This window comes from Frateuria edaphi (genome assembly GCF_021117405.1).
GTDB lineage: Bacteria > Pseudomonadota > Gammaproteobacteria > Xanthomonadales > Rhodanobacteraceae > Frateuria_A > Frateuria_A edaphi.
The window spans coordinates 3,393,326-3,417,682 of sequence record NZ_CP088251.1; the positions used below are offsets into that span (position 1 = coordinate 3,393,326).

The 24,357-nt window shown below is 66.3% G+C and carries 21 protein-coding genes and 1 pseudogene; 9 read left to right on the forward strand and 13 right to left on the reverse strand.

The window, feature by feature from the left end; translation table 11 throughout:
- Positions 1-20: 20 nt before the first annotated feature.
- Positions 21-935: a LysR family transcriptional regulator gene (locus LQ772_RS15765; protein ID WP_231322161.1), complete on the reverse strand. Its 915-nt coding sequence runs from the start codon at positions 933-935 to the stop codon at positions 21-23.
- Positions 936-1,052: 117 nt separating this feature from the next.
- Here LQ772_RS15765 and LQ772_RS15770 point away from each other — a divergent pair, with 117 nt between their 5' ends.
- The 3 genes from LQ772_RS15770 to LQ772_RS15780 all read left to right on the forward strand — a co-directional run bounded on the left by LQ772_RS15770 (position 1,053) and on the right by LQ772_RS15780 (position 3,651).
- Positions 1,053-2,045: an aldo/keto reductase gene (locus LQ772_RS15770; protein ID WP_231322162.1), complete on the forward strand. Its 993-nt coding sequence runs from the start codon at positions 1,053-1,055 to the stop codon at positions 2,043-2,045.
- Positions 2,046-2,130: 85 nt separating this feature from the next.
- Complete coding sequence (queF, locus tag LQ772_RS15775; protein WP_231322164.1) at positions 2,131-2,955, forward strand: NADPH-dependent 7-cyano-7-deazaguanine reductase QueF; 825 nt, start codon at positions 2,131-2,133, stop codon at positions 2,953-2,955.
- 102 nt (positions 2,956-3,057) lie between these two features.
- Complete coding sequence (locus LQ772_RS15780; RefSeq protein ID WP_231322167.1) at positions 3,058-3,651, forward strand: hypothetical protein; 594 nt, start codon at positions 3,058-3,060, stop codon at positions 3,649-3,651.
- Between the two features lie 177 nt (positions 3,652-3,828).
- On the opposite strand, the gene LQ772_RS15785 is transcribed toward LQ772_RS15780, so the two are convergent.
- Entirely contained in the window at positions 3,829-4,275 is a 447-nt protein-coding gene (locus LQ772_RS15785; protein ID WP_231322169.1) for a PA2169 family four-helix-bundle protein, read from the reverse strand.
- Positions 4,276-4,426: 151 nt separating this feature from the next.
- Between LQ772_RS15785 and LQ772_RS15790 the strand changes: the two genes are divergently transcribed.
- On the forward strand, positions 4,427-4,975 hold the full coding sequence (locus tag LQ772_RS15790) for a DUF488 domain-containing protein (protein WP_231322172.1): 549 nt from the start codon (positions 4,427-4,429) through the stop codon (positions 4,973-4,975).
- Here the strand turns inward: LQ772_RS15790 and LQ772_RS15795 are convergent.
- Positions 4,972-5,925: an alpha/beta hydrolase gene (locus LQ772_RS15795; RefSeq protein WP_231322174.1), complete on the reverse strand. Its 954-nt coding sequence runs from the start codon at positions 5,923-5,925 to the stop codon at positions 4,972-4,974. The two genes, LQ772_RS15790 and LQ772_RS15795, sit on opposite strands and share 4 nt — an antisense overlap.
- An 18-nt stretch (positions 5,926-5,943) precedes the next feature.
- Entirely contained in the window at positions 5,944-6,621 is a 678-nt protein-coding gene (locus tag LQ772_RS15800) for a hypothetical protein (RefSeq protein WP_231322177.1), read from the reverse strand.
- A gap of 191 nt (positions 6,622-6,812) precedes the next feature.
- Between LQ772_RS15800 and ompR the strand changes: the two genes are divergently transcribed.
- The 3 genes from ompR (at position 6,813) to LQ772_RS15815 (ending at position 11,170) form a co-directional block, all read left to right on the forward strand.
- Entirely contained in the window at positions 6,813-7,529 is a 717-nt protein-coding gene (ompR, locus tag LQ772_RS15805) for an osmolarity response regulator transcription factor OmpR (RefSeq protein WP_231322178.1), read from the forward strand.
- Positions 7,526-8,815, forward strand: coding sequence for an ATP-binding protein (locus LQ772_RS15810; RefSeq protein ID WP_231322180.1), 1,290 nt, complete (start codon positions 7,526-7,528; stop codon positions 8,813-8,815). Before ompR ends, LQ772_RS15810 begins: the two co-directional genes overlap by 4 nt.
- Positions 8,816-8,956: 141 nt before the next feature.
- On the forward strand, positions 8,957-11,170 hold the full coding sequence (locus LQ772_RS15815; RefSeq protein ID WP_231322182.1) for an ATP-binding protein: 2,214 nt from the start codon (positions 8,957-8,959) through the stop codon (positions 11,168-11,170).
- Between the two features lie 624 nt (positions 11,171-11,794).
- On the opposite strand, the gene LQ772_RS15820 is transcribed toward LQ772_RS15815, so the two are convergent.
- From LQ772_RS15820 to LQ772_RS15835, 4 genes are read right to left on the reverse strand one after another with little or no spacing between them, the layout of a single operon-like run.
- Complete coding sequence (locus LQ772_RS15820) at positions 11,795-12,952, reverse strand: Wadjet anti-phage system protein JetD domain-containing protein (protein WP_231326079.1); 1,158 nt, start codon at positions 12,950-12,952, stop codon at positions 11,795-11,797.
- Positions 12,939-16,310, reverse strand: a complete 3,372-nt coding sequence (locus LQ772_RS15825; protein WP_231322184.1) for an ATP-binding protein — start codon at positions 16,308-16,310, stop codon at positions 12,939-12,941. The genes LQ772_RS15820 and LQ772_RS15825 overlap by 14 nt, the downstream gene beginning before the upstream one ends.
- Positions 16,310-16,996 (reverse strand): DUF4194 domain-containing protein, encoded by a 687-nt coding sequence (locus LQ772_RS15830; protein ID WP_425600809.1) that lies wholly within the window; start codon positions 16,994-16,996, stop codon positions 16,310-16,312. The genes LQ772_RS15825 and LQ772_RS15830 overlap by 1 nt, the downstream gene beginning before the upstream one ends.
- On the reverse strand, positions 16,983-18,446 hold the full coding sequence (locus tag LQ772_RS15835; RefSeq protein ID WP_231322186.1) for a DUF3375 domain-containing protein: 1,464 nt from the start codon (positions 18,444-18,446) through the stop codon (positions 16,983-16,985). Before LQ772_RS15835 ends, LQ772_RS15830 begins: the two co-directional genes overlap by 14 nt.
- Before the next feature lie 240 nt (positions 18,447-18,686).
- Between LQ772_RS15835 and LQ772_RS15840 the strand changes: the two genes are divergently transcribed.
- Entirely contained in the window at positions 18,687-19,274 is a 588-nt protein-coding gene (locus LQ772_RS15840; RefSeq protein ID WP_231322188.1) for a hypothetical protein, read from the forward strand.
- A 21-nt stretch (positions 19,275-19,295) separates the two neighbouring features.
- Here LQ772_RS15840 and LQ772_RS17445 read toward each other — a convergent pair.
- Positions 19,296-19,945: pseudogene (locus tag LQ772_RS17445) on the reverse strand (DUF6988 family protein).
- A 262-nt stretch (positions 19,946-20,207) separates the two neighbouring features.
- Here LQ772_RS17445 and LQ772_RS15850 point away from each other — a divergent pair.
- Complete coding sequence (locus LQ772_RS15850; protein WP_231322193.1) at positions 20,208-20,801, forward strand: hypothetical protein; 594 nt, start codon at positions 20,208-20,210, stop codon at positions 20,799-20,801.
- A 691-nt stretch (positions 20,802-21,492) separates the two neighbouring features.
- On the opposite strand, the gene LQ772_RS15855 is transcribed toward LQ772_RS15850, so the two are convergent.
- The 4 genes from LQ772_RS15855 to LQ772_RS15860 all read right to left on the reverse strand — a co-directional run bounded on the left by LQ772_RS15855 (position 21,493) and on the right by LQ772_RS15860 (position 23,271).
- A complete protein-coding gene (locus tag LQ772_RS15855; protein ID WP_231322195.1) occupies positions 21,493-21,681 on the reverse strand; it encodes a hypothetical protein in 189 nt (62 codons plus the stop codon).
- Between the two features lie 370 nt (positions 21,682-22,051).
- On the reverse strand, positions 22,052-22,291 hold the full coding sequence (locus LQ772_RS17390) for a BPSL0761 family protein (RefSeq protein WP_338029232.1): 240 nt from the start codon (positions 22,289-22,291) through the stop codon (positions 22,052-22,054).
- 115 nt (positions 22,292-22,406) lie between these two features.
- A complete protein-coding gene (locus LQ772_RS17450; protein WP_425600810.1) occupies positions 22,407-22,856 on the reverse strand; it encodes a DUF2442 domain-containing protein in 450 nt (149 codons plus the stop codon).
- A 169-nt stretch (positions 22,857-23,025) separates the two neighbouring features.
- Positions 23,026-23,271, reverse strand: a complete 246-nt coding sequence (locus LQ772_RS15860; protein WP_231322197.1) for a hypothetical protein — start codon at positions 23,269-23,271, stop codon at positions 23,026-23,028.
- Positions 23,272-24,357: the final 1,086 nt, after the last annotated feature.

Consider the following 24,357-nt stretch of genomic DNA (forward strand, 5'->3'; position numbering starts at 1 on the left):
CGAGGATGGCCTCACCCGCCCTACCGGCCGCGGTCGCCGAACTGCAGCGCCGCCCGCTCGACCAGCCAGTCGACGAATACCCTCAACCGCGCGGGCATCTGCCGTTGCGGCGGATAGAGCACCGTCATCGGCAACGCCGGCGGCCGGATGTCCGGCAACAGCTCGCACATGCGCCCATCGGCCAGTTCGTCGGCAATGCGGTAATGCGAGAACTGCGCGATCCCCAGCCCCGCACGGCAGCACGCCAGATACGCATCGGCGCCATTGACCGTGACGCGCCCGGGCAGCTGGATCTCGCGTCGTCGCCGGCCCACCACGAACTCCAGCGGCTCGGGCCGGCGCGTGGTGGGCGAAGCCCAATGCACCGCGTAGTGCCCGTCCTGCAGATCTACCAGCGCCTTCGGCTTGCCATGCCTTCGCACGTAGTCGGCGCTGGCCACGGTGATCTGCGGCAAGGTCGCGATACGCCGCCCGACCATGCCGATGTCCCCCGGGTCACCTACGCGTAACGCGCAGTCCACGCCTTCGCGCACCAGGTCGACGAAGCGGTCGCCGGTGCCCAGGTCCAGTTCGATCTGCGGGAAACGCGCGAGGAATTCCGGCAGCGCCGGGATCACCAGCAGCCGCGCCAGCGCTGCCGACAGGTCCACGCGCAGCCGCCCGCGCGGCACGATCGCCGCCTCGCGGAAGTTCGCCTCCACCTCGTCCACGTCCGCGAGCAGGCGCACGCAATGCTGGTAGTAGGTCTTGCCTTCGCAGGTCACGCGCACGCGACGGGTGGTCCGCTGCAGCAGTTGCGCACCCAGCCGTGTCTCCAGCGCCTTGATGGTGTGGGTGACGGTGGCGCGCGGCAGCACCAGGTCGTCCGCCGCGGCGGTGAAGCTGCCCAGCTCGACGATGCGGGCATAGAGCCGCATGGCATGCAGGCGATCCATTGTTGTTCTCGATGGAAAGGTGTTGTCGATTATTGAGCATTTATCGCAGCGCCGCCGGCGCGCACGATGTGCACACCTTCCACGGCGTAGGTTCGCCATCCCACCAGGAGCAGTCTTATGGAAATGCGCACGCTCGGCCGCAACGGCCCCCAGGTTTCCGCCCTCGGCCTCGGCTGCATGGGCATGAGCGACTTCTACGGCGCGCACGACGACGCCGAGTCGATCGCCACCATCCAGCACTCGCTCGACCGCGGTGTCACGCTGCTGGACACCGCGGACATGTATGGCCCGCACACCAACGAGGAACTCGTCGGCCGTGCGATCAAGGGTCGCCGCGACCAGGCCTTCATCGCCACCAAGTTCGGCATCGTGCGCGATCCGGCCAATCCGTCGGCGCGCGGCGTCAACGGCAGCCCGGAATACGTGCGCTCTTCCTGTGAGGGCAGCCTCAAGCGCTTAGGCGTAGAGACGATCGACCTCTACTACCAGCACCGCGTCGATCCCAGCGTGCCGATCGAGGAAACCGTCGGCGCCATGGCAGAGCTGGTGAAGGCGGGCAAGGTACGCTACCTGGGCCTTTCCGAAGCCTCCGGCCAGACGCTCACGCGTGCCTGCACGGTGCATCCGATCGCCGCGCTGCAGAGCGAGTTCTCGCTGTGGACGCGCGACCCGCAGGAGAACGGCATGCTCGCCGCCTGCCGTCGGCTCGGCGTGAGCCTGGTTGCCTATTCCCCGCTGGGGCGCGGTTTCCTCACCGGCGCGATCCGCTCGCCGGACGATTTCGAAGCCGACGATTTCCGCCGCCACAACCCCCGCTTCCAGGGCGAAAACTTCGTCCGCAACCTGGCGCTGGTCGACGAGGTGAAGAAGCTGGCCGCCGACAAGGGCTGCTCGCCCGCGCAACTGGCGCTGGCCTGGGTGCTGGCGCAGGGCGAGGACGTGCTGGCCATCCCGGGCACCCGCCACCGTTCACGGCTGGACGAGAACCTGGGTGCGCTGGACGTGCGGCTTTCCACGAGCGAACGGGCGGCAATCGATGCCGTGTTCCCGCCCAACGCGGCGGCAGGCGAGCGCTATGCCGGTCCATCGATGCAGATGATCAACGCCTGACACTGCCTTGAAGCCCTCTCCCCGCCGGGGAGAGGGTTTGCGTGAGGTGCCGGAGGGGACAGGGCTAAAAGCTACACTTGCCGCCATGAGCACCCCCGAACATTCCCCTCTCGGCAAGACCACCCTCTACGCCGACCGCTACGACCCTTCCCTGCTGTTCCCGATCCCGCGCGCACAGAAGCGCGTCGAAATCGGCGTGATCGAACCGCTGCCGTTCAGCGGCGTGGACATCTGGAACGCCTACGAGCTTTCGTGGCTGGACGCACGCGGCAAGCCGCAGGTAGCGCTGGCCGAATTCCGCGTGCCGGCCGCCTCGCCCGACATCATCGAATCGAAGTCCTTCAAGCTGTATCTCAATGGCTTCTCCCAGGAGCGGACCGAAGCCGCCGCCCTGCACGACACGCTGGTGCGCGATCTTTCCGCCGCCGCCGGCGCTCCGGTGGAAGTCGCCTTGCGCGCGCCCTCCGCGCAGGGCCACGCGATCACCGACCTCCCAGGCACGCTGCTCGACGACCAGCCTCTGGAGATCGACGACTACGGCCCGCCCAATGCCGGCTACCTGAGCGCCGACCACAATGCCGCCCCGGTGGAGGAAGCCCTGCTCTCGCACCTGCTGCGTTCGAACTGCCCGGTCACCGGCCAGCCGGACTGGGGTAGCGTGCAGATCGCCTACCGCGGCGCGCCGATCGACCAGGCCGGACTGCTGCGCTACCTGGTGTCCTTCCGCACCCATAACGAATTCCACGAACAGTGCGTCGAGCGGATCTTCGTCGACCTGATGGCGCGCTGCGCGCCCGAGCGATTGACCGTCTACGCGCGCTACACCCGTCGCGGGGGGCTGGACATCAACCCCTTCCGCAGCACCGATCCGGCGGCCATGCCGGACAACCCGCGCACGGCGCGCCAGTAGCACGCAGGCGGGCGCCCGGTAATCGGCGCTTCAGATCGGGGGCGCTAGCCTTTTTGCCTGGCCGTTTTTTAGGCCCCTCGATACTTGCCACGGGTACCCGCCATGAAGATCCAGACTCGCTCGCTCGCCCTGCACGGCATGGCCTTCGCCGGCCTGTTGCTGCTCGCCGCCTGCGGCAAGCATGAGAACGAAGCCGCCACCACGCCGCCGGCCGCGAGCACGGTGCCGTCGCCGGCCGTGGCGCGCACCGCCCCCGCACCGGCCACCTCCACCCCGGCGCCCGCCGCTGCGCGCAGCACCGCCGCACCAGCGGCTGCAGGCACCAGTGCGGCTGCCGCCCCTGCGGCCACCGACGTGTTCAAGGTCGACCAGGTGCAACTGGGCGAATCGGTCACCGCCGGCTACAAGATTGCCAAGCCGACGACCTCGTTCGACGCCTCGCAGAACACCATCTACGCCAGCGTCGCCACCATCGGTACCACGACCGGCGCCACCCTGAGCGCGCACTTCAGCTATCTGGAGGGCAAGGGCCAGGACGTGACCACCATCAGCCAGACCATCGCCACCGATGGCCCGGCCACCACCACCTTCAAGCTGCGCAATCCGAACGATTGGCCGGCGGGCAAGTACAAGGTGGAGATCGCCATCGACGGCAAGCCGGTGACGAGCGAAACCTTCGAGGTGAAGGCGGCCTGAGGCGGCCGCCAGGCAGTGCTCTTTGCGTTCGCTTCCTCTCCCCTCAGGGGAGAGGATTGAGGTGAGGGGGCCGGGGCTCGCTGGGAACCGCAACGCGCAACGCCCCGATCGAGCCTTCGACTCAGGCTGCCCCTCTTCCGACTCCCCTTTACGAAAGGGTGAGAGCGAGAATCTCGGCTAGTGCGTGCGATGCGTGGCTCGCTTGAGCCCGCGCATCTGGTCATGCCCCGAGCGTACCGAACGGAACGTTTCGGCAATCAGCGCACGGATGGGCGGACTGACGTCCCCATCCTCCAGCGCATCCTCGAACTTGTGCTTGATGTGATCCTCGCCGCGCTCGACCTCGTCGATCACCGCGGTTTCGTCGTGCAGGCTCTTGCGCAGGTTGGTGAACATGCGGTGCGCCGAGGCCAGCACGCTGCCGTCGTCCTCGGGCGTGCCGCCCAGTTCCTCCACCTTCTGCTGCAGGCGCGTCGCGACCAGGCGGCGTTCGCTGGCGCGCTCGCGGAAGGTCACGCTGAAGCGGGGGCTCTGCGTTTCCCGGGCGGCCTCGGCATAGCCTTCGGCGCTGTCGATGGTGGTTTCGATCAGGTCATTGAGTACGCGGATGTCGTGGTTCTGCATGGGAACAACTCTCGTCATCGGAGTGGGCGGTACGCGGGCGGTCGATGGACGACGGGGACGCCGCAAGACCATCGTAAGAACTGGCGGCGATGGCCCCGTGAAGTGACACGCCATCGCGCGGCAGCCACACACATGGGCGCATGCTTGGCCCATGCATGGGCATGCTCCTCTTCCGCCGGTGTTCGGCATCGGCCATTCCACGCACACGCTGGAGGCGTTCGTCGCGCTGTTGCAGGCGAACGCGATCGATTGCGTGGTCGACGTGCGGCGCCTACCGGGCTCGCGGCGCTTTCCGCAGTTCGACGGGCCGGCGCTGGCCGCGTCGCTGCAGCCGCTTGGCATCGATTACCTCCACCTGGTCCCGCTCGGCGGCCGGCGCGGACGCAGCCTGCCGACGGGCACCTCGCCCAACGGTTTCTGGCAGAACGCGAGCTTCCGCCGCTATGCCGACTACGCGATGGGCGAGGATTTCCACGCGGGGTTCGCGCAGCTGCTCGAGCTGTCCTCGGCCCGGCGCTGCACGCTGATGTGCGCCGAGGTGCTGTGGTGGCGCTGCCATCGGCGGATCATCATCGACTACCTTCTCGCCGCGGGCCGCACTGCCTGCCACATCGACGGCAACGGCCGCGCCGAGCCGGCCAGGATGACGCCGGCGGCCACGCGCGAGGGCGATCACCTGGTCTATCCGCCCGATCCCTAGCGCGGACCGTTGAGCCGCTGCGCCACCACCGGGTCGAGCGTGGCGAGGAACGTCTCCACCTGCGCGGTGTAGTCGCCGGGCATGCCGAGCTGTTCGTTGATCTCCCGGTGCGAGAGATCCTCGCCCAGCACCTGCGCGCGCATGTGCAGACCGTTGGCCTTCGTCGCGAAGTTGCGCGCCTGCGGGCAGGACTCCCGCCGACGCGTCGAACATACCGCAAGGAAAGGTGCGCCGCGGGTCTTCAGCTGCTGCAGCGGCGAAGCCGCGCGCCAGTACGCCGGATCGTCGCCGAACGCGGCGTCGTAAAGCGGCAGGTGCGGGCCCTGCATGATCGCCACCACGTTGAGCGCGGCGCTGTCCAGCGACACCGTGCCCAGCCACGGCAGCGCGCCTAGGTCGTAGGCCAGTTCCGGCTCGGCCGCCAGCAGCCCGACCAGGTGCGCGCCGGCGGAATGGCCCATGAGGACAAAGCGGTCGCGGTCGGCGCCCCACCCGGCGGCACGTCCCTGCGCCACCGCCAGCGCGCGTGCCACGTCGCGCGCCTGCTCGATCGGACGCGTGCCGGGCAGCATGCGGTAGTTGATCGAGATCACCACGAAGCCGCGCGGCACCCAGCGCGCGACCTTGTTCTGGACCACGCTGCGCATGGCCTTGTCGCCACGCGACCAGCCACCGCCGTGGACCATGAAGATCACCGGCGCGCGCGCGATACCCTGCGCCGGAAGATAGACGTCCATCCGTTGCGCCGGGTCGCCGCCGTAGGGCACGTCGCGCAGCACGCGCACGCCCGGCGGGATGACCGCGGGCGTGGTGTCCACCGCATCCAGGCCTGCGGCGGCACGGCACTGGGCGAGGCGCTCGCGCAGGCTGCCGGCCGCGGCCGGCAGGCAAAGGGAGGCCAGCAACATGGCCAGCAGGCCGGTGCGTGGACGGGTCTTGGTCGGTTTCATCGCATCCGCTCCCTGGGGTTACCTGCACTCGAAGGTCTGGCCCTGCGCATTGGTGCAGGTGCCACTGTGGCTGAGGCCTTCGCCGCGCGTGACACGGGTCTGGCCTTCATAGGTGTTGCCGTTGGCGCCGATGATCGTGCTGTCATGGTCCAGCATGCCGCCGGCGCGGGTGGTGCTGCCCTCGTAGCTGCCGCGCACGCCGCTGGCCTCGGTCTGGCGGCTGGCCGTGCGTTCGCCGTCTGCGCCGCGCGTGCGACTGCCGCTCTGGTTGAAGCTGCCGCCCGCGGCGCCCTGGTCGCTCACCGCATAGTCGGCTTGCATCGAGCCATCCGGGTTGCGCTGTACGTTGCGCCCGCCCCGCATCGTTCCCCCGTTGGCGCCCAGCGCCACGACGCCACCCTGGCGGGCGATCGTACCGTCGCCGTCCACCGTGGTGCGATGGCCACCGGCGATGCGGCCGTTGGGGCCGGCCACGCCGCTGGCGCTCGCGTGGCCGAGGTCGCCTTCGCCACCCCGCACGGTGCCGCCGGCATGCCAGGCGCGGCGGCCGCCCGGCCCGTTGGCCAGGGTGCCGTGCACGCGCGCGACGCCGCCATCGCCCGTGCGGTGGGCTGCCGCGCGGTGGTGCACGCGGGCCGGGGATGGCGGGGCGACGAGCAGGCAGGCAAGACCGAGCGGCAGGATCGACAGGCGCATGGCGGACTCCTTGGATGGACGCGTCCGGGCTGGACGTGGGGCGATCCTCCGCCCTCCGGGCGCCACAGGTGTGTCGCCTGCGCACGTCGATGTGAGCGGGTGTTGCCCCGGCCCGTCGCGGAAATACCCGCTTACAAATCGGGCACCCGCCCGCTTGCCGCCCGGGCAGCGCCACGCGATAGTCCGCGCCCATGGACCCGGCCCACATCCTGGTCGTCGACGACGACCTGCGCCTGCGCGACCTGCTGGAGCGCTACCTCGAGCAGCAGGGCCTGCGCGCGTTCGGCGCCGCCAACGCCGCCGGCATGCGCCGCGCGCTGGCCGCGCATCACGTCGACCTGATCGTGCTGGACCTGATGCTGCCCGACGCCGACGGCCTGGAGCTTTGCCGCAGCCTGCGTGCCGAGGGCGTGGACACGCCGGTGATCATGCTCACCGCCAAGGGCGACGACGTCGACCGCATCGTCGGCCTGGAACTGGGCGCGGACGATTACCTGCCCAAACCGTGCAACCCGCGCGAGCTGGTCGCGCGTATCCGCGCCGTGCTTCGCCGCCGTCCGCGCGAGGCGGTCGGCGCGCCACAGGCCGAACAGGCAACGGTATCGTTCGGCCGCTTCGTGTTCGATCCGGCCACGCGCCAGCTGCTGGATGGCGAGGCGTTGGTGAAGCTCACCAGCGGGGAGTTCGCCGTGCTCGCCGCGCTGGTCGCCCACCCGTTCCAGACGCTCAGCCGCGAACGCCTGATCGCGCTGGCGCGCGGGCGCGGCCACGAGGCCTTCGACCGCAGCATCGACGTAATGGTCTCGCGCCTGCGCCGCTGCCTGGAGGACGACCCGCGCCAGCCGCGCTGGCTGCAGACGGTGTGGGGCGAAGGCTACGTGTTCGTGCCCGACGGCGGCCGCGCATGAGGCGGGCGCCATCGACCTTCGCGCTGGTGTTGATGCTGGTGGCCGCGGCACTGCTGCTGGCGCTCGCGCTGTCGGGCGGGTTGCAGCGGCGCTTCGGCCGGCAGGTGGTGAGCGACAGCTACGGTCGCCTTGCCATTGCCACGGTGCTGGCCACCGACGAACTCGCAACACGCCCGCAGGATCCGGCCGCACGCGAGGTGCTCGGCTCGCTGCACCTGCTCGGCGTGCAGCTGAGCAACGCCCAACCGCCCACGCCAAGCGTGCGCCGCCTCGCACCCGCACTGGCTGCGGTGGCACGCACAATCGGCACCATGCTGGGCGACCCCACGCGGGTAGTGGCCACGCAGACGCCCGATTCGCAACTCTGGATCCGCAGCGCGCACGATCCGGCCCGCTGGATCGTGCTGCGGACGCCAAGCTACCGCCCTCGCCTGCTCGACTCGGCGCTGCTGCTCAGCGTGCTCGCCGGATTGATTGCACTGGCCGCCGCAGGCCTCGCCGCACGCCTGCTGACCCGCCCGCTCGAACGTCTCGCCGCGCAGGCATCGGCGCTGCTCGCTGGCGCACCCACCGATCCCGGCCTGGAGGGCAGCCCGCGCGAAGTGCGTCGTCTGGCCGACGCCATCGGCGACGCCGGCGAGCGCCTGCGCGGAGTCGCCCGCGAACGCGAGCTCATGCTCGCCGGCATCTCGCACGACCTGCGCACGCCGCTCGCGCGCCTCCGCCTGGCGCTCGAACTGGGCGACGCCGGCGACCCAGGCCGCCGCGCCGCCATGGTCGCCGACCTGGAAGAGCTCGACAGCGCGCTCGAGCAATGCCTGGCGTTCGTGCGCGAAGGGCGCGACGAAGTGCTCCAGTCCACCGACCTGTCCACTCTCGCAGGCCAGTTGCTGGCCCTGCGCTTGCAGCCGGACGAGTGGCAGCTGGAAGGGCCGGGCGAACTTGTCGCGCCGGTTCGGCCGATCCTGCTGCGGCGCGCCTTGGGCAACCTGATGGACAACGCCGAACGCTACGGCGCACCGCCCTTCGCCGTGTCGCTCGCCCGCGAGGCCAGCGCCATCGAACTGCGCGTGACGGATCACGGAACCGGCGCCGCTCCCGAACTGTTGCCGCGGCTCGGCCAGCCGTTCCTGCGCGGCGACGCGGCACGCCGCGGCGAGGGCAGCGGCCTGGGCCTGTCCATCGCGGGCCGCGCCGCCCGCCTGCACGGCGGCGAGCTGCTCCTGGCCAACCGCCCCGGCGGCGGCTTCGTCGCCGCCGTGCGCCTGCCCATTCCACCCCGCTGAGCCACGCGCCACCAGGCCAGTCCGGTGCAGCGAGCCCTTCCCGCCTAGGAATCATTCCGGGGCCCGCCAAGCCCGACTGCGCGTACAATGCGGCCCAGCGGCACCGGCTCGCCGGCGCCTGCCAAGCAGGGGGAACCACCTATGAATCCTGGGACTGCGGAAGCGCCGCCCAGCTCGCTGCGCCTCATCGCGCAGCGTTTGCGCGACGGTCGGCTGGCCCGGCTGGTCGCGAGCTACGGCGAATACCACGTCTCGGTGCGCCGTGCCCTGCTGCTGGCCCTGACCCTCCTGTGGTGCCTTTACTGGCAGTACCTGGCCGGCCCCTCGCATTCCAAGGTCGTGCTGACCCGCGAGGCCCTGCTGCTGCGCCCGTGGGCGGAGCTGTTCTTCGCACTCAGCCTGGCGTGGATGGGCGCCGTGCGCCTGCGCGTGGTGCACACCACCGAGCTGGTCGACGGCATCGGCGCGGCGATGAACGTGCTTGGCATCGGCGTGCTGCTCGGCCTGGCCTGGAACCTTTGCATCTCGATGATCACGCTGCTGCCGCTGGCGACCATCATGGTCGGCACGCGTTTCGGCCGCCGCATGTTCTTCGTCTTCATGGCCGGCTCGGTGCTGGTACTGGGCATGGCGGCGCCGCCGCACTACTGGGTCGACCGGCCGGCGTTCGTGCCGTTCGCGCTGGTGCTGCTGGTCGGCCTGCCGCTGACGGTGTACCGGCTGCTCGGCACGATCTCGGCCATCTCGCAGTCGGCGCTGCACTCACGCGATGCGCAGAGCCGCTTCATCGCCACCATGAGCCACGAGCTGCGCACGCCGCTCAACACCGTGGTGCATGCCGCCTCGCTGATCGACACCGCCGCGCTGGAGGCCTCCGACCGCCAACTGATGCACGCGCTGCGCGCCAACGCCACCGCGCTGCTGCAGCGGGTCAACGACGTGCTCGACGTGGCGGCGATCGACGCCGGCCGTCTGCACTTCGCCCGCGAACCGTTCCTGGTCGCCAATGTGCTCGGCCAGGTGCGCGACGTGGTCGGTCCGCTCGCGCACCAGCGGGGCGTGCGCCTGCGCACCGTGCAGGGCCGCGGGCTGGACGACGCCATGCTGGGCGATTCCGGCCGCATCGCGCAGGTACTGATCAACCTGGGCACCAATGCCGTCAAGTTCACGCCGGCCGGCGGCGACGTCACCATCGAACTGCGCCTGGCTGACAACGGCCTGATCCAGCCACGCCTGCTCTGCACCGTCACCGACACCGGCAACGGCGTGCCGGACGAAATGAAGACGCGGATCTTCGACCCGTTCTACCAGACCAGCGACGGCCTGGTTCGACGCCACGACGGCACCGGCCTGGGCCTGCACATCGTGCGCAGCATCTGCCAGCAACTGGGCGGACGCGTGGCGGTCGGCGACAACCCCGGCGGCGGCAGCATCTTCACCGCGGCCATGCCGCTGGAGCGCGCCGCGCCCGAGCAGGCGGTCACCGAACCGCTCGACACCGTCAGCGCGCTCGACGCCCACCGCGCCCGCGTCCCGGCGATCACCTGCCTGGTGGTCGACGACAACCGTTCCAGCCGCGACACCCTGGGCCACCTGCTGCGCCGCGCCGGCCACCGCGTCATCTTTGCCGGCAGCGGCGAGGAAGGCCTGCAGGCGATGGAAGGACCGCACCGCCCGCAACTGGTGCTGCTGGACATGCACATGCCCGACCTCTCCGGCCTGGACGTGCTCGCCCGCTACCGCCAGCGCCATCCCCACGACGGCATGGCCATCGTGGTGCTGAGCGCCGACTCCGATCCCGACGCGATCGAACAGGCCCTGGCCCAGGGCGCCAGCGCCTACCTCACCAAACCGGTCTCGATCGAACGTCTGCTGGGACTGCTGCGCCAGGTCGGCACCAGCGCGCCGAACGTCACGGCCAGCGCGCCATCGCCCGCCGCAGCGGTCGCTGCGCCGCTCGATCCGGGCACGCGCCCGGCCGAAAGCTCGCTCGCCCTGATTTGCCGCATCGCCACGCCCGAGCAACGCCGCACCTACCTGCAGAGCTGGCAGAGCGAGCTGCAGAATGACAACGAAGAGTTCCTCGTCGCCCTGCGTGCGCACGATCACGCCGCCACGTCCGCACGCCTGCATCGTTTGCAGAACGCATTCCTAGTGATGGGACGGAGCGAAGGTGTTCGCCTCTGCTCCCTGCTTCGTGAAACGATCCGCGCGAACGGCGGCGTCGAACCGGCATTGGGTGCGCTGCAGGCCGAGTTGCTCGCGACGGCCTCGATGCTGCGCGACCTGCTGGCGGAAACCCCGCCCGCCAGAAAGGTCGATAACCCCGCGAACCTGCGTCCGGCATCCCTTTAGCAGGCCCTTGCCGCGATCGGTTCAACCTACCCGGGACGCGACCCTCCGTGCGGTGAGGCGATCGGTCTTCACTCGGAAGGCACCCGGGTCCGGTGGTGTGTCACCGCCGCAAACTCTTCCGAAAAGCTCGCGTCGCGCCGAGCGCGGTTTGAGATTCAAGGGAAGGAGTGACAGCAGAAGATGGCGCGCCTGGAGGGATTCGAACCCCCGACCCTTCGGAAGGCATAAGAGGACGCGGCCGGACATCGTCCCGAGCGCCTTGATGTGTTCTTAATCAACACCTTGCGCTCTTCGCGGCCGATCACTCGGCGCGTGCACTGACGCCATTGGAACAGTCCCGGGACACACGGGGTTTTGCGCGGATCGTTCGCAAAACGACCAATGGCCTGCATGTTCGTGCGGCTCTTTGGAGGGTTCCTGACTACCCGCTCGCGGATCCACGAGATATAGGCGGCACGCCAGCCACAGGGGTCCCGGTGATTCACTTTGCCGGTCATACCCGGAATGAGACAGGTCAGCACGTGGGCAGCCAATAAGTACGGAGCGAGGAAGCCAGTCCTCGCCACCCATGGAAACGTGGACGCGCAGCGGCTTACAGACCGGCGGCGTCTCTCGGTGGAACTCCTATTCTCTTAGCGCAAGGAGACGAGACCAGACGTAATCCCAGTTAATGCGCTCCTGTTCCAGGCGCAAGCGCACGCCCCAGCGTCCGGTCGTCAACCCGTGGTAGACGGCCTGCTCGTGGGCGTGGAGATGCTCTATTTCGGTAGCGCGATGAGGGTCTGGCTCGGTGACACAGAGTTCGCGATGTGCCTGCAGCGTCGCCTCATCCATCATTAGCGAATGCACCTGCGGCAGGTGACTGCGCAGCCTGCCGAGAATGGCCAGGCCATGAGTGTCGATGTCACCCCAGTAATACACAGCTTGGGCCTGACGCACCCAAGGGAGTGCGGCTAGCTGCTCCACGGCGTACCCCCGCGCCATCAGCACCACTGCGTCTGGCAGGTCCTGGAAGGCCAGCCCGGTTTGCTTGTTTTCTACGATGAACACACGCCGCACCGGCCACGGCAACGCCGCCAGTTGCTGCCACGGTGCGTGGATGTCGCCCAAGCCGCCGACACATGCCCGCAAGCCTGGATCGAGGATACGAAGGCGCAGCCTGTCGGCATCACGCCGCAGCCCGCTCAGCACCCAGAAATCGGTCTGCGCTTCGGCCGACGGGTGCAACAGGCGAAGCCATTCTCCGATAATGCCAAGATGGCTCTCCAACCATTTGCTGTCCACGCCTACGACCGGGAGTTGGCGCAGGAACAAGCCCGACTGGGGGTGTGCCAGTAGCCAAGTCAGCATATCGATTAGACGGCGATAGTCATCCCCGCCCATGTCGGCAAGCAGGTCGAACTGGCGCCTCAACCGCAGCACCAATGCTGGCCAGCGCGACGCCAGTATCCCGAAACGGGTCTCGGCGCGCTCCCAGCGCTCGCCTTCCCCCAGAATACTCGCCACCATGTCGGCGCCATGCAGCAGCCAGACATCGGGTAGGGACTGGGTGCCGAACAGCGGCCAGCGTCGCTCGATCCAACGCACGTCGCCGCCTCCGCCCCACTGACGCCACAGGCCGCGCCACCGCTCGAAATCCGACCAGGCCGCGCCCGCCTGCTGTTCGCCAGGGGCTCGCAGCGGTATGCGCAGCGGCCATGTGCCAGCGCCCCCTAGCCACTCGCCAGCGCGACGGCACCAGACGGCACGCAATTGCTCTAGTGCCTGCTCAGGATTCCGCATCGGCGCTTTCACGTGCAACGCGCGGCAGGTTTAAGCGTTGGCTTTCGGGGTCGTACTCGATCATCAGCAAGCGCGAATCGTGACGGCCATCGATCTCGACGAAACAGGCGCCGCCGATGAACGGCTCCAGCGTCATCACCGACTTCAACGGCGTGGCCACGATCATCTGAAAGCCGAAGTTCTCGAAGATGCGCATTGCCATGGCCGTAAACTCGTTGTCGGCTTTGTCGAACGCCTCGTCCAGTACCACCGCCGCGTACTGCGGCAGACCGCCGTCGTCGTCGCCGAGCTGATAGCGCAGCGCGGCGGCCAGGCAGGTGGTGGCCAGCTTCTGCCGCTGACCGCCGGACTTGCCAGCACCGCTGCGATAGACCTCCAGTTGGCGACCGCTTTGCGCGTCAAGCTCTTCGCCGATGAACTCCACGTGCAGGCGCACGTCCAGCACCTGCTCACGCCAGCGCTTATGCTCAGGATCGGTCGAGGCCAGCCTTGCAACCAGTTTGCGCAGGCCCTCGAACTGCGCCTCGGCGCGCTCGTGATCGTCGGTTTTCTGGTTGCCCAGGACGGTGGCCAACTGCTGGCGGAACTCGACCACCTCCGGCAAGCGGCGATCTTCCGGCTTGATCTGCAAGATGCTGCCGCGGTTGAACGGCACGGTCTCCAGGCTGGCGTTAACATCCTCCAAGCGCGCACGGATCGCCGTATGCGCCTGCTTGATGTATTGCTGCAAGGCGACCAGGTTCTGCCCGCTCTGGGTACGCAGCATCTCGAAGAAGCGTGCCTCGTGCGCGGGCAAGCCGTCGCGTTCGAGGCGGTCCAGTCGGGAAAAGAAGTCCGCCGCGCTTTCCAAGTTGGCCTGTACGTCGCCGGCGTCCTGCGCCCAGCGGCGGCGGAAGGTTTCGAAGCAGGTGACGATGTGATGGGTGTGCTCGGCGGCTTCGGCTTCCAGCGTGCCGATGCTTTGGTTGAGCGCGCGTTCCATCTCCAGCGTGCGCTCGGCCAAGTTACCTAGAGTGAGTGGCGTACCCGCTTGACAGCGGGTATCCAGGCCTTGTTGCTGCAGCGGCGTCAGCGGCTTGGCCACCACGTCCTCGGCGCAACGGGCACGCTCCTTGTCCAGCCGGCCATGTTCACGCTGGTGGTCGCGGCGCTGGTCCCGTACGTCGTCGAGAAGGCGCTTCGCATCGGCGGCCTGCTTTTCCGCCACCTCGATGCGCTTGCCCAGATCGCGGAGCGCCGTATTGCCTTCGCGCAACTCGTTAAGCGCGGCCTCGATCGTATCCAGCCGCGTGAGCAGGGGCGCAACGTCGATATCGCTCCAGCGCAGGTTGGCCAATGATTGCGCCGCAGCAGCGTGGCTGGTTTGTTGCTTGCGCTCGGCATTGACCAGCGCAATCTCGTGGTCGGCGTTGGCGATCTGCCGCGCCAGCGTGCCAGCCTCGGCCTTGTACAGCGCTAACTTGGCGCGGTTGTCGAAGCCTAGCGCCCACTGGCGGCGGTCATCGACGGCGTGACGGTCATCCTTCTCGTGCCGGCTGCGGCCATGCTTGATCTGGCCTTGCGCGGTGATCGCGCGCTCGGTACGTTGCAACGCCTGCACATTGTCTACGCAGGCGTAGTCGTAGCGGCGCAGCAATTCGCCATGCAGCCACTCTTGGTGCGCGTGCGGCGCAAGTTCCAGCTTGTGGATCACAGAGCGTGGCGGCGCTGATACGTTCATGGCGTTGGCCGCTCCGATCCGGTGATAGACCAGCTTGCCGCCGAGGTGGGTGGCATCGACCCAAGCAGCCACTTTCGCGTAATACCGTTCGTCCACTAGCAGCGACAGCGCGAAGCCGTGCAGCAGGCGTTCGATCGCGCCGCTCCATGGCTGCTCGTCCGCGCGCACCTGGATCAGTTCGCCGGCAAACGGCAGCGCAGTCTCTGCCAGACCCACTGCGGCACACAGGCGGCTGCGCAACGCCTGCAAGTGCGCGGGCATGTTCGATGGATGCTTTTCCAGCACGGCGATCTCGGCACGCGCCTTGGCAAAATCCAGCTCGGCCTGCTTCTTCGTCATGCCCAGCTCCAGCATGCGCTGGTCCGCGCTGGCGGCGGCATCCTGGCCGGCGTCGAGCAGGCTGCGCGCCTCGGCGAGCTGTTCGGCGAAACCCTGCGGGGTGGCGGCGAGCGGCCAGTCCAGCTGCCGGCAGGCCGCCTCGGCCACACCGCGGTGGCGCAGGCAAGTCTCGCGTTTCCCCACGACCTCGTCTCGGTCGCGTTGCAGTTGCTCGATCCGCTCGCCGCCCTGTTCGCGGTGGCGCGCCTCCAACTCGCCAAGTTCGCGCTGGTGTTGTTCCAGCGCCTGCTGACGACGGCCTTCCTCGCCTTCGAGGCCACGATCAAGCGTGTCCAGCTCAGTCAGCCTTGCGTCTAGCAGGCGCAGTCGCTGGCGCTCGCGGTAGCCGTCCATGCCGGCCAGGAGTTCGTCCAGTTCGCTCCGCTCACGGCGCACGCCCATCAGGCGGTCGTGCGCCGTGCGTGCTGGCGCCAGGGTTTCGATCTGCTCACGTGCGGTGACCACCGCCTTGTGCGCCTCGTCCAGCTCGGCGAACTCGGCCACCAAGCGGTCGGCCACGGCAAAGGTTTCCGGGCGCTCCAGCATGAAGTCGCGCAGGAAGTGGTTGAGGTCGCCCAGATTTTTCGCCGACTGGGTCTTGTGCAGAAGGCGCAGCGCGGTGTCGTTGCCGATCCCCAGCAGGCGGCGGAAACGCTCGGCGTAGGCACTGAAGCTGTCATGGTGGTACACGTCGCCCAGACGCTGCTTGAGCCGGCGGAGATCAAGATCAAAGCCCTCCAGCTCGGCGGCCAGGTCGAACGACCGCTCGGCGACGATGAAATGCTTCTGCACATCAGTGGCTGTGGAACTGTTGCCGCGCATCCACAACAGCCTCACCAGAGTCACGCAGCGGCCCAGCGCATTCTGATATTCCAGTGCCAACGCCGACCACACGGGACCGCGGCGCAAGTACTGGGTGGCGACCTCGCCGGAATCCTCATCGTGCTGGTCAGCCCAGGCGCCTCGTACGTAGGACACCAGCGAGCGATCGCGCCCGCTCCTTTCGGCCTCGCGCGCGGCGGCATTGAAATCAACCAGCGCGGGCGGCACCAGCAGCGCGGACATCGCATCGAGGAGAGTCGACTTGCCCGAGCCGGAACGGCCCACGAAAAGGAAACCACGCTCGGCGATCGGGACTTCGTGCAGACCGCAAAACGTTCCCCAGTTGAAAACCTGCAGGCGACGCATGCGGAACTGTTCCTCACGCGGCGTGGGTAGGTCGCCCAGGAACAGCGACGCGCTTGTGTCGACCTTGGCCATCAGTCGTCCTCCTCTGGCACAACCTCATCGCCCGGGCGAGGGCCAGCCAGATGTTCGCGATAAACCGCTCCCAGTGCTTGCACGTCCTCGGCGGAAAACAACAGCTTCAGCGTGGGCGACACCTCGTGGCGGCCTTCGCTGCCGCGTATCGGCTGCAGAACGTTGTTCTTTTTCATTTTTTCGATGGCAGCGTTGAGCTTCTTGGTGAAGCCGGCGCGGTCGGTGCCCTGCGGCGGCTCGTACACCCCCAGCTGCGCGTGCAGTTCGTCCACCTCCACCACCGCACGTTGGCCTTGCGCCTCGGCTTCGGCCAGGCGCTGGCGCAGGGACAACAGCAGAACCGAGTCGATGAATGTGAGTGGGCTGGAACGCAGCAGAGTCGGCGCTTCCAGCTCGCCAGTATCGGCCTGGCGCACGAACGCTACGCGTAGGTCGCGATCCAGCACCAGGTCCAGGAACAGCTCGCACAGGCGCGCGCGGAGGGTGGCCTCCTCACGCAACAACACCGGCCACAACAGGGCGTGGCGTTCGGCGTCCAGGCTGGGGCCGGCCAGCAGCTGACACAGCACCCGCCGCGCATCGAACGGCAGACTGCCGCTGTCGCCGGGAAATAGGCCGGCGTCGCTGGCGCGTTCCGATGCTGGGCTGGCCAGGTCCGGCGAGGGCATGTCTTCAGACCAGCTCATCGCGCTTTTCCTTTAGGAAATACAGCAAGGGGATGCGGGCGCGGCGTTCGCTGCCGTCCTCGCCACACCAGCTCACCGGCTCGAAGCGATTGGGCACCCGCATGCCATGACGGCTGCCCAGGGCCACATAGCCGATGACGCTGCCAAGACCCTGTTCGGCGGGATAGTGATGCAAGACGGCGCCAATGGAGCATTGAGCATGATCGCCCAACAGCGCATGCACGTTCTGTTTCAGGGTGCGGAAATCAATTTCGGATTGCCCCACCAGCTCACCCACATTCTCCAGCGTGATCGCCGCACCCTCCGCCCGCACGATGGCACCGTCGACCTGACTGGTACGAGGATCGTTGAGGCGCCATCGCGACAGCGAGTGCAGCCGAGCACTGCTCAGTACCAAGGTGTAGTCGATGCCCTCATTGCTGCGTACCCGGTCGCGCAACTTGAGCGCCTCGGCCTCGGTCTGCTTCAGCAACTGATGCAGGCGGCGTTGCTCCAGGTAGGCGCGGCTCTGCACGAAGCCCTTTAGGTTGCGCGCGAAGTGTTGCAGCACGTCGTGGACGTGGCCGCCGCGATCGAGCAGGGTGTGTGTTAGGTGCAGCAGGAAGCTACGCTCGCGCCGATCCAGTTTGCCCGCGAATTCGCGGCCGGTCACGGCATCCACCGCCGCTTCGAGCTGGCCGCTCTGCTCAGCGTCGGTGAGCAGGCGCCAGAATGCATCGAAGCTGCGGCCCGATTCGCTTTCGGCGATCAAGTCGACGCCGGCGAAGAGTGCCTCCAACAGCTCACCGCGCTGGCGCTCGTCCTCAATGATGCGCTCGCGAAAGTCGCGGTCCAGCTGCTGGAAATCGTCCCGCACGTGGCGGAAGTCCTCGGCCAGCTCGTCCGCCAGCGCAATGATCTCGCGCGCCCGCTCCAGCGCACGGGTATCGTCGAGCACCTCGATCCGGCCCTCGGTGACCTCGGCTATTTGCGCGTCAACACGCTCGCGCTCGGCTCGCAGTTCGGCTAGCCGGCTATGCGGGTCGCCGTCGGTCTGCCGGGCCAGTTGCACCAGTTGCTGGATGACCAGCGCGAGCCGGCTTTCGGTCGCCACGCTACGGCTGCTGTCCAGGCTGCCCAGAAAGCGCAGCGCGCCGATCGCCTGGGTAGACAGCTCGTACTGTTCCTCGCTGGCGCCTTCCGGAAAGCGGCGCTCCAGCCATCCGGACGCTAGCCATTCGGCCACGTAGGCCTGCGCGTGGCGCGGCACGGCATGACCATGCGCACGCAGCTCCTCCAGCTCGCGCGCCAACCGCTCGTGCAGGAGGGACGCCGGGACTTGGCGCTCAGCGTCGAGCAGTAACCCCTGCAGCAGCGCGGCGATCAGCGGCGCGTTGTCCGCCGCCAGCAGCTTCCAGGTGGGTTGCTGGCGTAGGCGTTGCCAGGCAGCAATGCGGGCGTGGGGTTTCACGGGGGGGGGCGATGCGCCTGGCCTGGAAAGCCACGAGTGTAGCTTTGCTGTGGTCTCATCTCGCGCGATAGCGTTGGCCCTGGCGCTATGGGATCAACGAGAATGTGGTTAGCCCGGGGACGGGTTCGTACACCACGCAACCCTAACCATTTCGCCTTATCGGCCCGGCTTTACTCCACTAGTGTCCCGGTGCGAAGGAAAGCAGCCCTAGCTTGCGAGGTACCGCCACCCCGAGTCACCATGGCCCGCTGGCATCAGCCGATGGGGGTATCCGTGCGCCACCAAAAAGTCCTCGACAAGGTCCTCAATGGCTCGTTCTCACGTGCTGACCTCGCTCGCCTGCGGGTGAACGCACTTGAGCTCGTACGCAAGGGCGACGGTGAAGCGCAAGCCGTTGTGGACGCCATCATGAGCGCGTGCCCATCGGATACGCGCGTGGTCTTTATGGGCTTTTGCCCCGGTGCGGACTTCAACAACCGGCTGGACATCGAGTGGAAGGCGAAGGGCGTGTGCACCTTCAGCTTCCTCGACAGCGACCAGCAAGTCGCGCGCTTCAATGAGATCTGTACGGGTGACCTGATCGTTCTGAAGAAGCGCCATGTGTTTGGGAAAACGATGCGCCTCTTCGGCCACGGGCGGGTCAGCAGCATCGCTTTCGATGAGAACGGCAAGCGCTACTTGAACATGAGGTGGTCGGCACAGGACGAAGAAATCGAAGTCCCGCTGATGGCCGCCAACTCCACGGTCGATATCAGGTCCATGGAGCAGGTCGAGGCTGATATGCCGGACGAATTCTTCAAATGGCTGGCTACGCCCGAGTTCAGCTGACGACGTTCCCCATGAGCGTCCTCAACCGAGCGGCTCGAGCGCTGGCAGAACATCCTGATAGGCCTCATTGAGTGCCAAGAGGACCTTGTGAACCTCAGCGTCTTCGGCAAGAGCCGACAAGACTGCCAGGGTAAGAACGGCAAGGGCGGTGGAGTTCATCAAGATTCCCCGCAGAAGCGCGACGGGGTATCCCTCGCGCTGTCGCGTCAATGGGTGGATGCCTCCATGAACGAACGAGTTCAGCCCCTCTCCTAGACGCACACGGGCCCGCCCCAACAAGGCGGCCGCTCCCCAAGGGCCTGTCTTGTCAATTGCTTGCAGCATGGCGGAACGCCCGGGAGCTTCTTGGCGGCCTGCTGACTCTCCATGGACAGAGGTGCCAGTAGCCGCGCCAGTTCGGAATCGCTTGCCGAGTGGGCTACCCACACCGCCCGCACCAACGCCTCGTACTGGAGCCGGACCAAAGCAATCCCGGAAGCCGGCAAGGCACTCAGAAGCGCCTGGACGGCACAGCCGTGTTCGAGGGAAAGAGAAGCAAATTCTTCCGCTACCCGTTGCCGAGGGTCCTGAAATGAAGCCACCGCATTCCAGGTCTCCCTGACCAAGCTGACCAGCTCGGAGGACCGCCTTAGAGCCGCGTCTAAGCCAACAGGTTCGCGCTCGCCGTCCATGCAGCGTCTGTCCTCTGGTGTACACACGACCTCGGGGGCCGAGCTCCGAACACACGGCCTCGGCCATCTCTCGTGGGAGCCATTGGGGCCCTAGGTCCAACTTAACCCACGCGAGGCTGCGCGCTAAGGGGCACTCGGGAAGGTGGAAACTACCCCATCATGCAGCACACTTTTGGCTCGGCGTGCCTCGCTGGCTGACGCGGGTACGATAGCTCGCCCGCGCCACGCGCGGTTGCCGGGTTGGTTCGGTACAGGGGTATGCGTGAACAAGGTCGAGTCGCATGTTGAGTTAGAGGAACTAGCGCCGCTGCTCCAAGCGTGGACGAGGATTGCCCAGAAGGACGTCCGTGTGGCGCCCGGGGTAACGAACCCTTGGTGGATCGACCACCAATCATGTTTGCGTTCGATCGCTCAGGCCGCCCAAGACTCGTGGTGGATGGTGTCGATGCCAACGGACGATGCGGAGTCTGCTTGGGATCTGCGGCTTAAGCACGGGCAGCGGACGCTGCTCTTTCGTGTGGTGTGCGCGCTTCAGCCTCTCGAAGAGGCTGATGTGGCACGGACCTTGAGGGATGCGCAAGCAGTGGCCGACGAGGACCTTAGCGGCATGGTGGATCGCGATGGTTGCGAGCGGCTCGCTGTCACCGTTGTTGCCCCAATTGCGGACGCGGGGGCAAATGACGATCGGGTCGACGGCCTGCTTAGCCGATGGCTGGAGCAGGAGCCTTTCCACTTGGCTGATCTCGCGCCATGGGCTTTCGCCTACGTGTCGTTGGCAAACGCTCCTCTTCGCCGAAACCAAGCAGGTACTGCGTTTCCAGGTCTTGCGTTAGTGATACGCAAGGCCAGCGTATGAGTCAGGCAACCGTTCCGGCTTCAAAGAGAGTGCCTTCCTTTTCGCCATCGTAGGCGCGGAGGCTGGCAACTACAAACGTTGCTGTGCGCTGGTCCGGATCGGACCAGCCACCGCGAAAAAGGAGCCGCGGTCAGGCTGCCGTTGTGCTGTTTCCCAATGGGAAGCTCTGATTGCGCCACTCTGGTCCGGAACCACCACCGGTGCAGCAATTCCGCAGGCGCTCATGGCGATGTGCACTCGTGGCCTTTGGCCGGGCCGCCGCAACATCGGCGGGCGTCAAATCGTTTCCCGTCCGGAAACCACGAACGCCGCTGTACGCTGGTCCGGATCGGACCACCCGCCGGGAAAGGGGGCGTTGCCCTAGTGCCGATCCCCGGTTGGAAAACCATGATCACGCTACATCACGGTCCGATCGGACCATCGCTGGTGCAACAATCTGGATGCGCTCATGACGTTTGGGCATTCCTCGACGTTCACCCGCCTTTGAGGGGCACATCGGTTCGGAGTCCAACTCCCCATCCGAACGAGCTTGAGAAGCCAGCGATCCGCGGGCGTTCATGGCGATAACCACTCGTGCCTTAGAACGCGGCCACCGCAAGATCGGCGGGCGTCAGTCCTGATCGTTTCCCGAATCGGAAAACCACGAACCTCGCTATGCGCTGGTCCAAATCGGACCACCCGCCGATGGGCCTTAGCTTTGGTGCGACGCCATGGGCAGATCGTCGTGCGACGACTGTGCGTGGTGGTGCTTCAGCCGAACCGACTCAGTGACCTGATACATCCAGGCAAGCAGGGTAGTAACGGGCGCGAAGTACAGGCGCGGGGTCTCTCGAATCCCTTGCAGACTTCCGTCCACAGCGGCCTTGAGATACGTGTTCATCGAAAGAACTCCTTCTCTGGCAGAGGTTAGCAAAAACCAGAGGTACAGCACGAAGTCAATAGACTTTACGGCCGCTTCCGTGTACTGGAGGTCGGCCCACATCCGACCTGATCTTTTCCAGAATCGGGAAACCACGAACCCCGCTGTACGCTGGTCCGGATCGGACCACCGCACCCTGATCCGATCGGGCCACTTCTGGTGCAACAATCGGGAGGCGCTCATGACGCTGGAGCACTCCGCGACATGTTGATTGTGCCCGAGGCACACAGCACCTGTGCCGAATGCCGCCTGGACCTGGGACCGATAAGTTCTGCCAGATTCTCGAACGCCTTCCCTGTTACTCAAGTAACGGATCAGACGTAGCGTCAATCTAGGACGCCTCGGTGTCAGTGCTAAGGAGGTTTGAGCCGAAATGCTTAGCCTCCATACGTGCAAGAAGGCGCACTGTGCTGGCTTTGGGAAAGTGCCTTAGCAACCGCGAGGCTTCCTGACGGATGGCAGGCGGCACCAAGGGATCTGTGGCCAACTCCTTGAGAAAGGCGCCGGCTTGCAGCAGGCTCCTGGTACGTTCGTCGGGTGTAGTCATCGAATCTTCTTTGCTGTCACGCATTCATCAAGGCTTGCGCTGTGGCAGCCGATTGGGAGGGTGAAAAACTCCCATCTTGCAGATCTCCAACTGCGCGAGCCATCAAACGAGAGCTTGGTCTTCCGAGAGCTTAAGAGGCCTACCCCCGCGGAGCTGCGGACGCCTCCTGCCGGGGCTGAACGCGACCCGCCAGCCAGTGTTTGGAACCAAAGACGCCAGTCAGCAACGCCGGGAGAAAGAGGTCGACGCCACACACTGGCCAGTGGAGTGCGAGCCCAGCGGGGCTTATTTCAATCTCTTCCAAGGCATCAGGCGAAGCGTCGACCAAGCCTCCGACCAGATCGCGCGGAAGTTCGATCTGGACGCCAGTGTTCAACTTGATCACGACACGGTCTTGTTGACGCTCATAGCGGGCTTCAACAGCGTGACCATATTCCCGCAGCGTTCGTAGGTTGCCCTCTGCCCGCTCGATCTGCCGTCGGAGGACTCCGGATGATCCATCCCAGCCACGTCGCCGCGTTCGGCTATCGAGCACAACTAAGCCAACTGCCGTGAGGCCTATGACGGCGACGAATATGTAAAAGGCCATTTCTACGGCTTCCGTCGGTAGCAAAACTTACGAGTGATGTGACGATCCAACCTGATCGCGCGCGAAGAAGCACTGCCTTGGTGGCGCTTGACAGCTTGCCAGCGGGGTTGAGCACTCGCCTTTAGCGTCGTCCATATCGTGCCCACCGTTCTGCCCCGCGGCCAGCTGCTCAGCGACGGGGCACCCCATCGAAAATGTCTGACACAGATACACCCGCACCGGATGGCTCTGAAACGCTTCGGTGTGCGTCGATTCGCCGGACATCCTTGCCTTCGTCGAACAAGCTCACGTGTAGCCGCGCGACGGCGCGATTGAGAGCTTCCTGGACTGACACACCGAGCTTGTCCGCGCACTGCACGAGGAGCGTCATGTGCGCACAAGGAAGGATCTTCTGGATCTCGTGTTCCTGATTCATGAGCGCCACTTCCTAGAAGACGCCGTGCTGGGCCCGAGCCAATGCTCGGTGGAGATGTTGTGCGCCATCGACTGAGCGAGCCAGGTCCGCGGCTGTGGTCGGCGCACGGTCGCTGTACCACGCGATCTTCGCAGTCATCCACGCCACCGCCTGAGACCGATCCTCGTGAAGCTCCATTGCGTGGCTCCAAACACTCAGCACGCGCAAGAGCTGGAGGGCCTCGCTGCGACCAAGGCACTGCTGCCCTTCTCTCGCCCGGCCGCGCAAGCGCCAGGGACGCAAGGGCAACCCTGAGTGTCGCAGCGCCGCCCTAGCGACCGTAACGGGTAGCCCCCGAGACGCCAGGTCGTCCAATGAGGCCTCATCTTTGAGTAAGGCCCCGAGCACGTCAGTCAGGGAATCGTTTCCCAAGCCCCCTTGCATACCAGGTGCGCTCGCTTATTAGCGATAGTTAGTGCCGAGGACTTTTATAACCTCGATCCGCCACTTAATTCAAGCGATTTTCGAGCTCTGCCTTGATTACATGGTCGGCATCCGCTTGATCTTCCGTTTACGTGCAACGCTTTTCCCTCCACGCCCCGACCTTCGGGCGGCTTAGTGATGACCAAAGAGAGGTAGATTGCCATGCCAAACAGCCTGTTACACCCATGAAGAAGCGCCCGATTCGTGCCCACAAAATGTACATAGGCGTTGCGCCTCCTAATAAGCCTCGCCTCCGTTATCACGCAACGGATTAGCTGCGGATTCCGTTTATCTATGACGTAAGTCTTTCCGTCATACGACAACGGATTGGCCGTGTAATCTGGATTAGCTGAACTTTTGCGATAACCATCACTAAATTGGCTTCTGCGCCTTTATTTCCGGCGCTATCTTGCCGTTTCATTGGTACCGCGCCCGATCCTGCGGCGCAGCCATACATCCCTACCCCCTAAAAGCTGCTGCTACCTGGCCTGCGTCCCGTCACGCACTCGCCGCCGTGGCGGCGACTAACGGTGAGATCAAGCATGCAGTCTTCCCGCCGCGCTCCCCGGCACAAGCGAGGACCAGCCGGTTTCCGCGTCAGGGTCGCCCAAGTACCTCTCGATC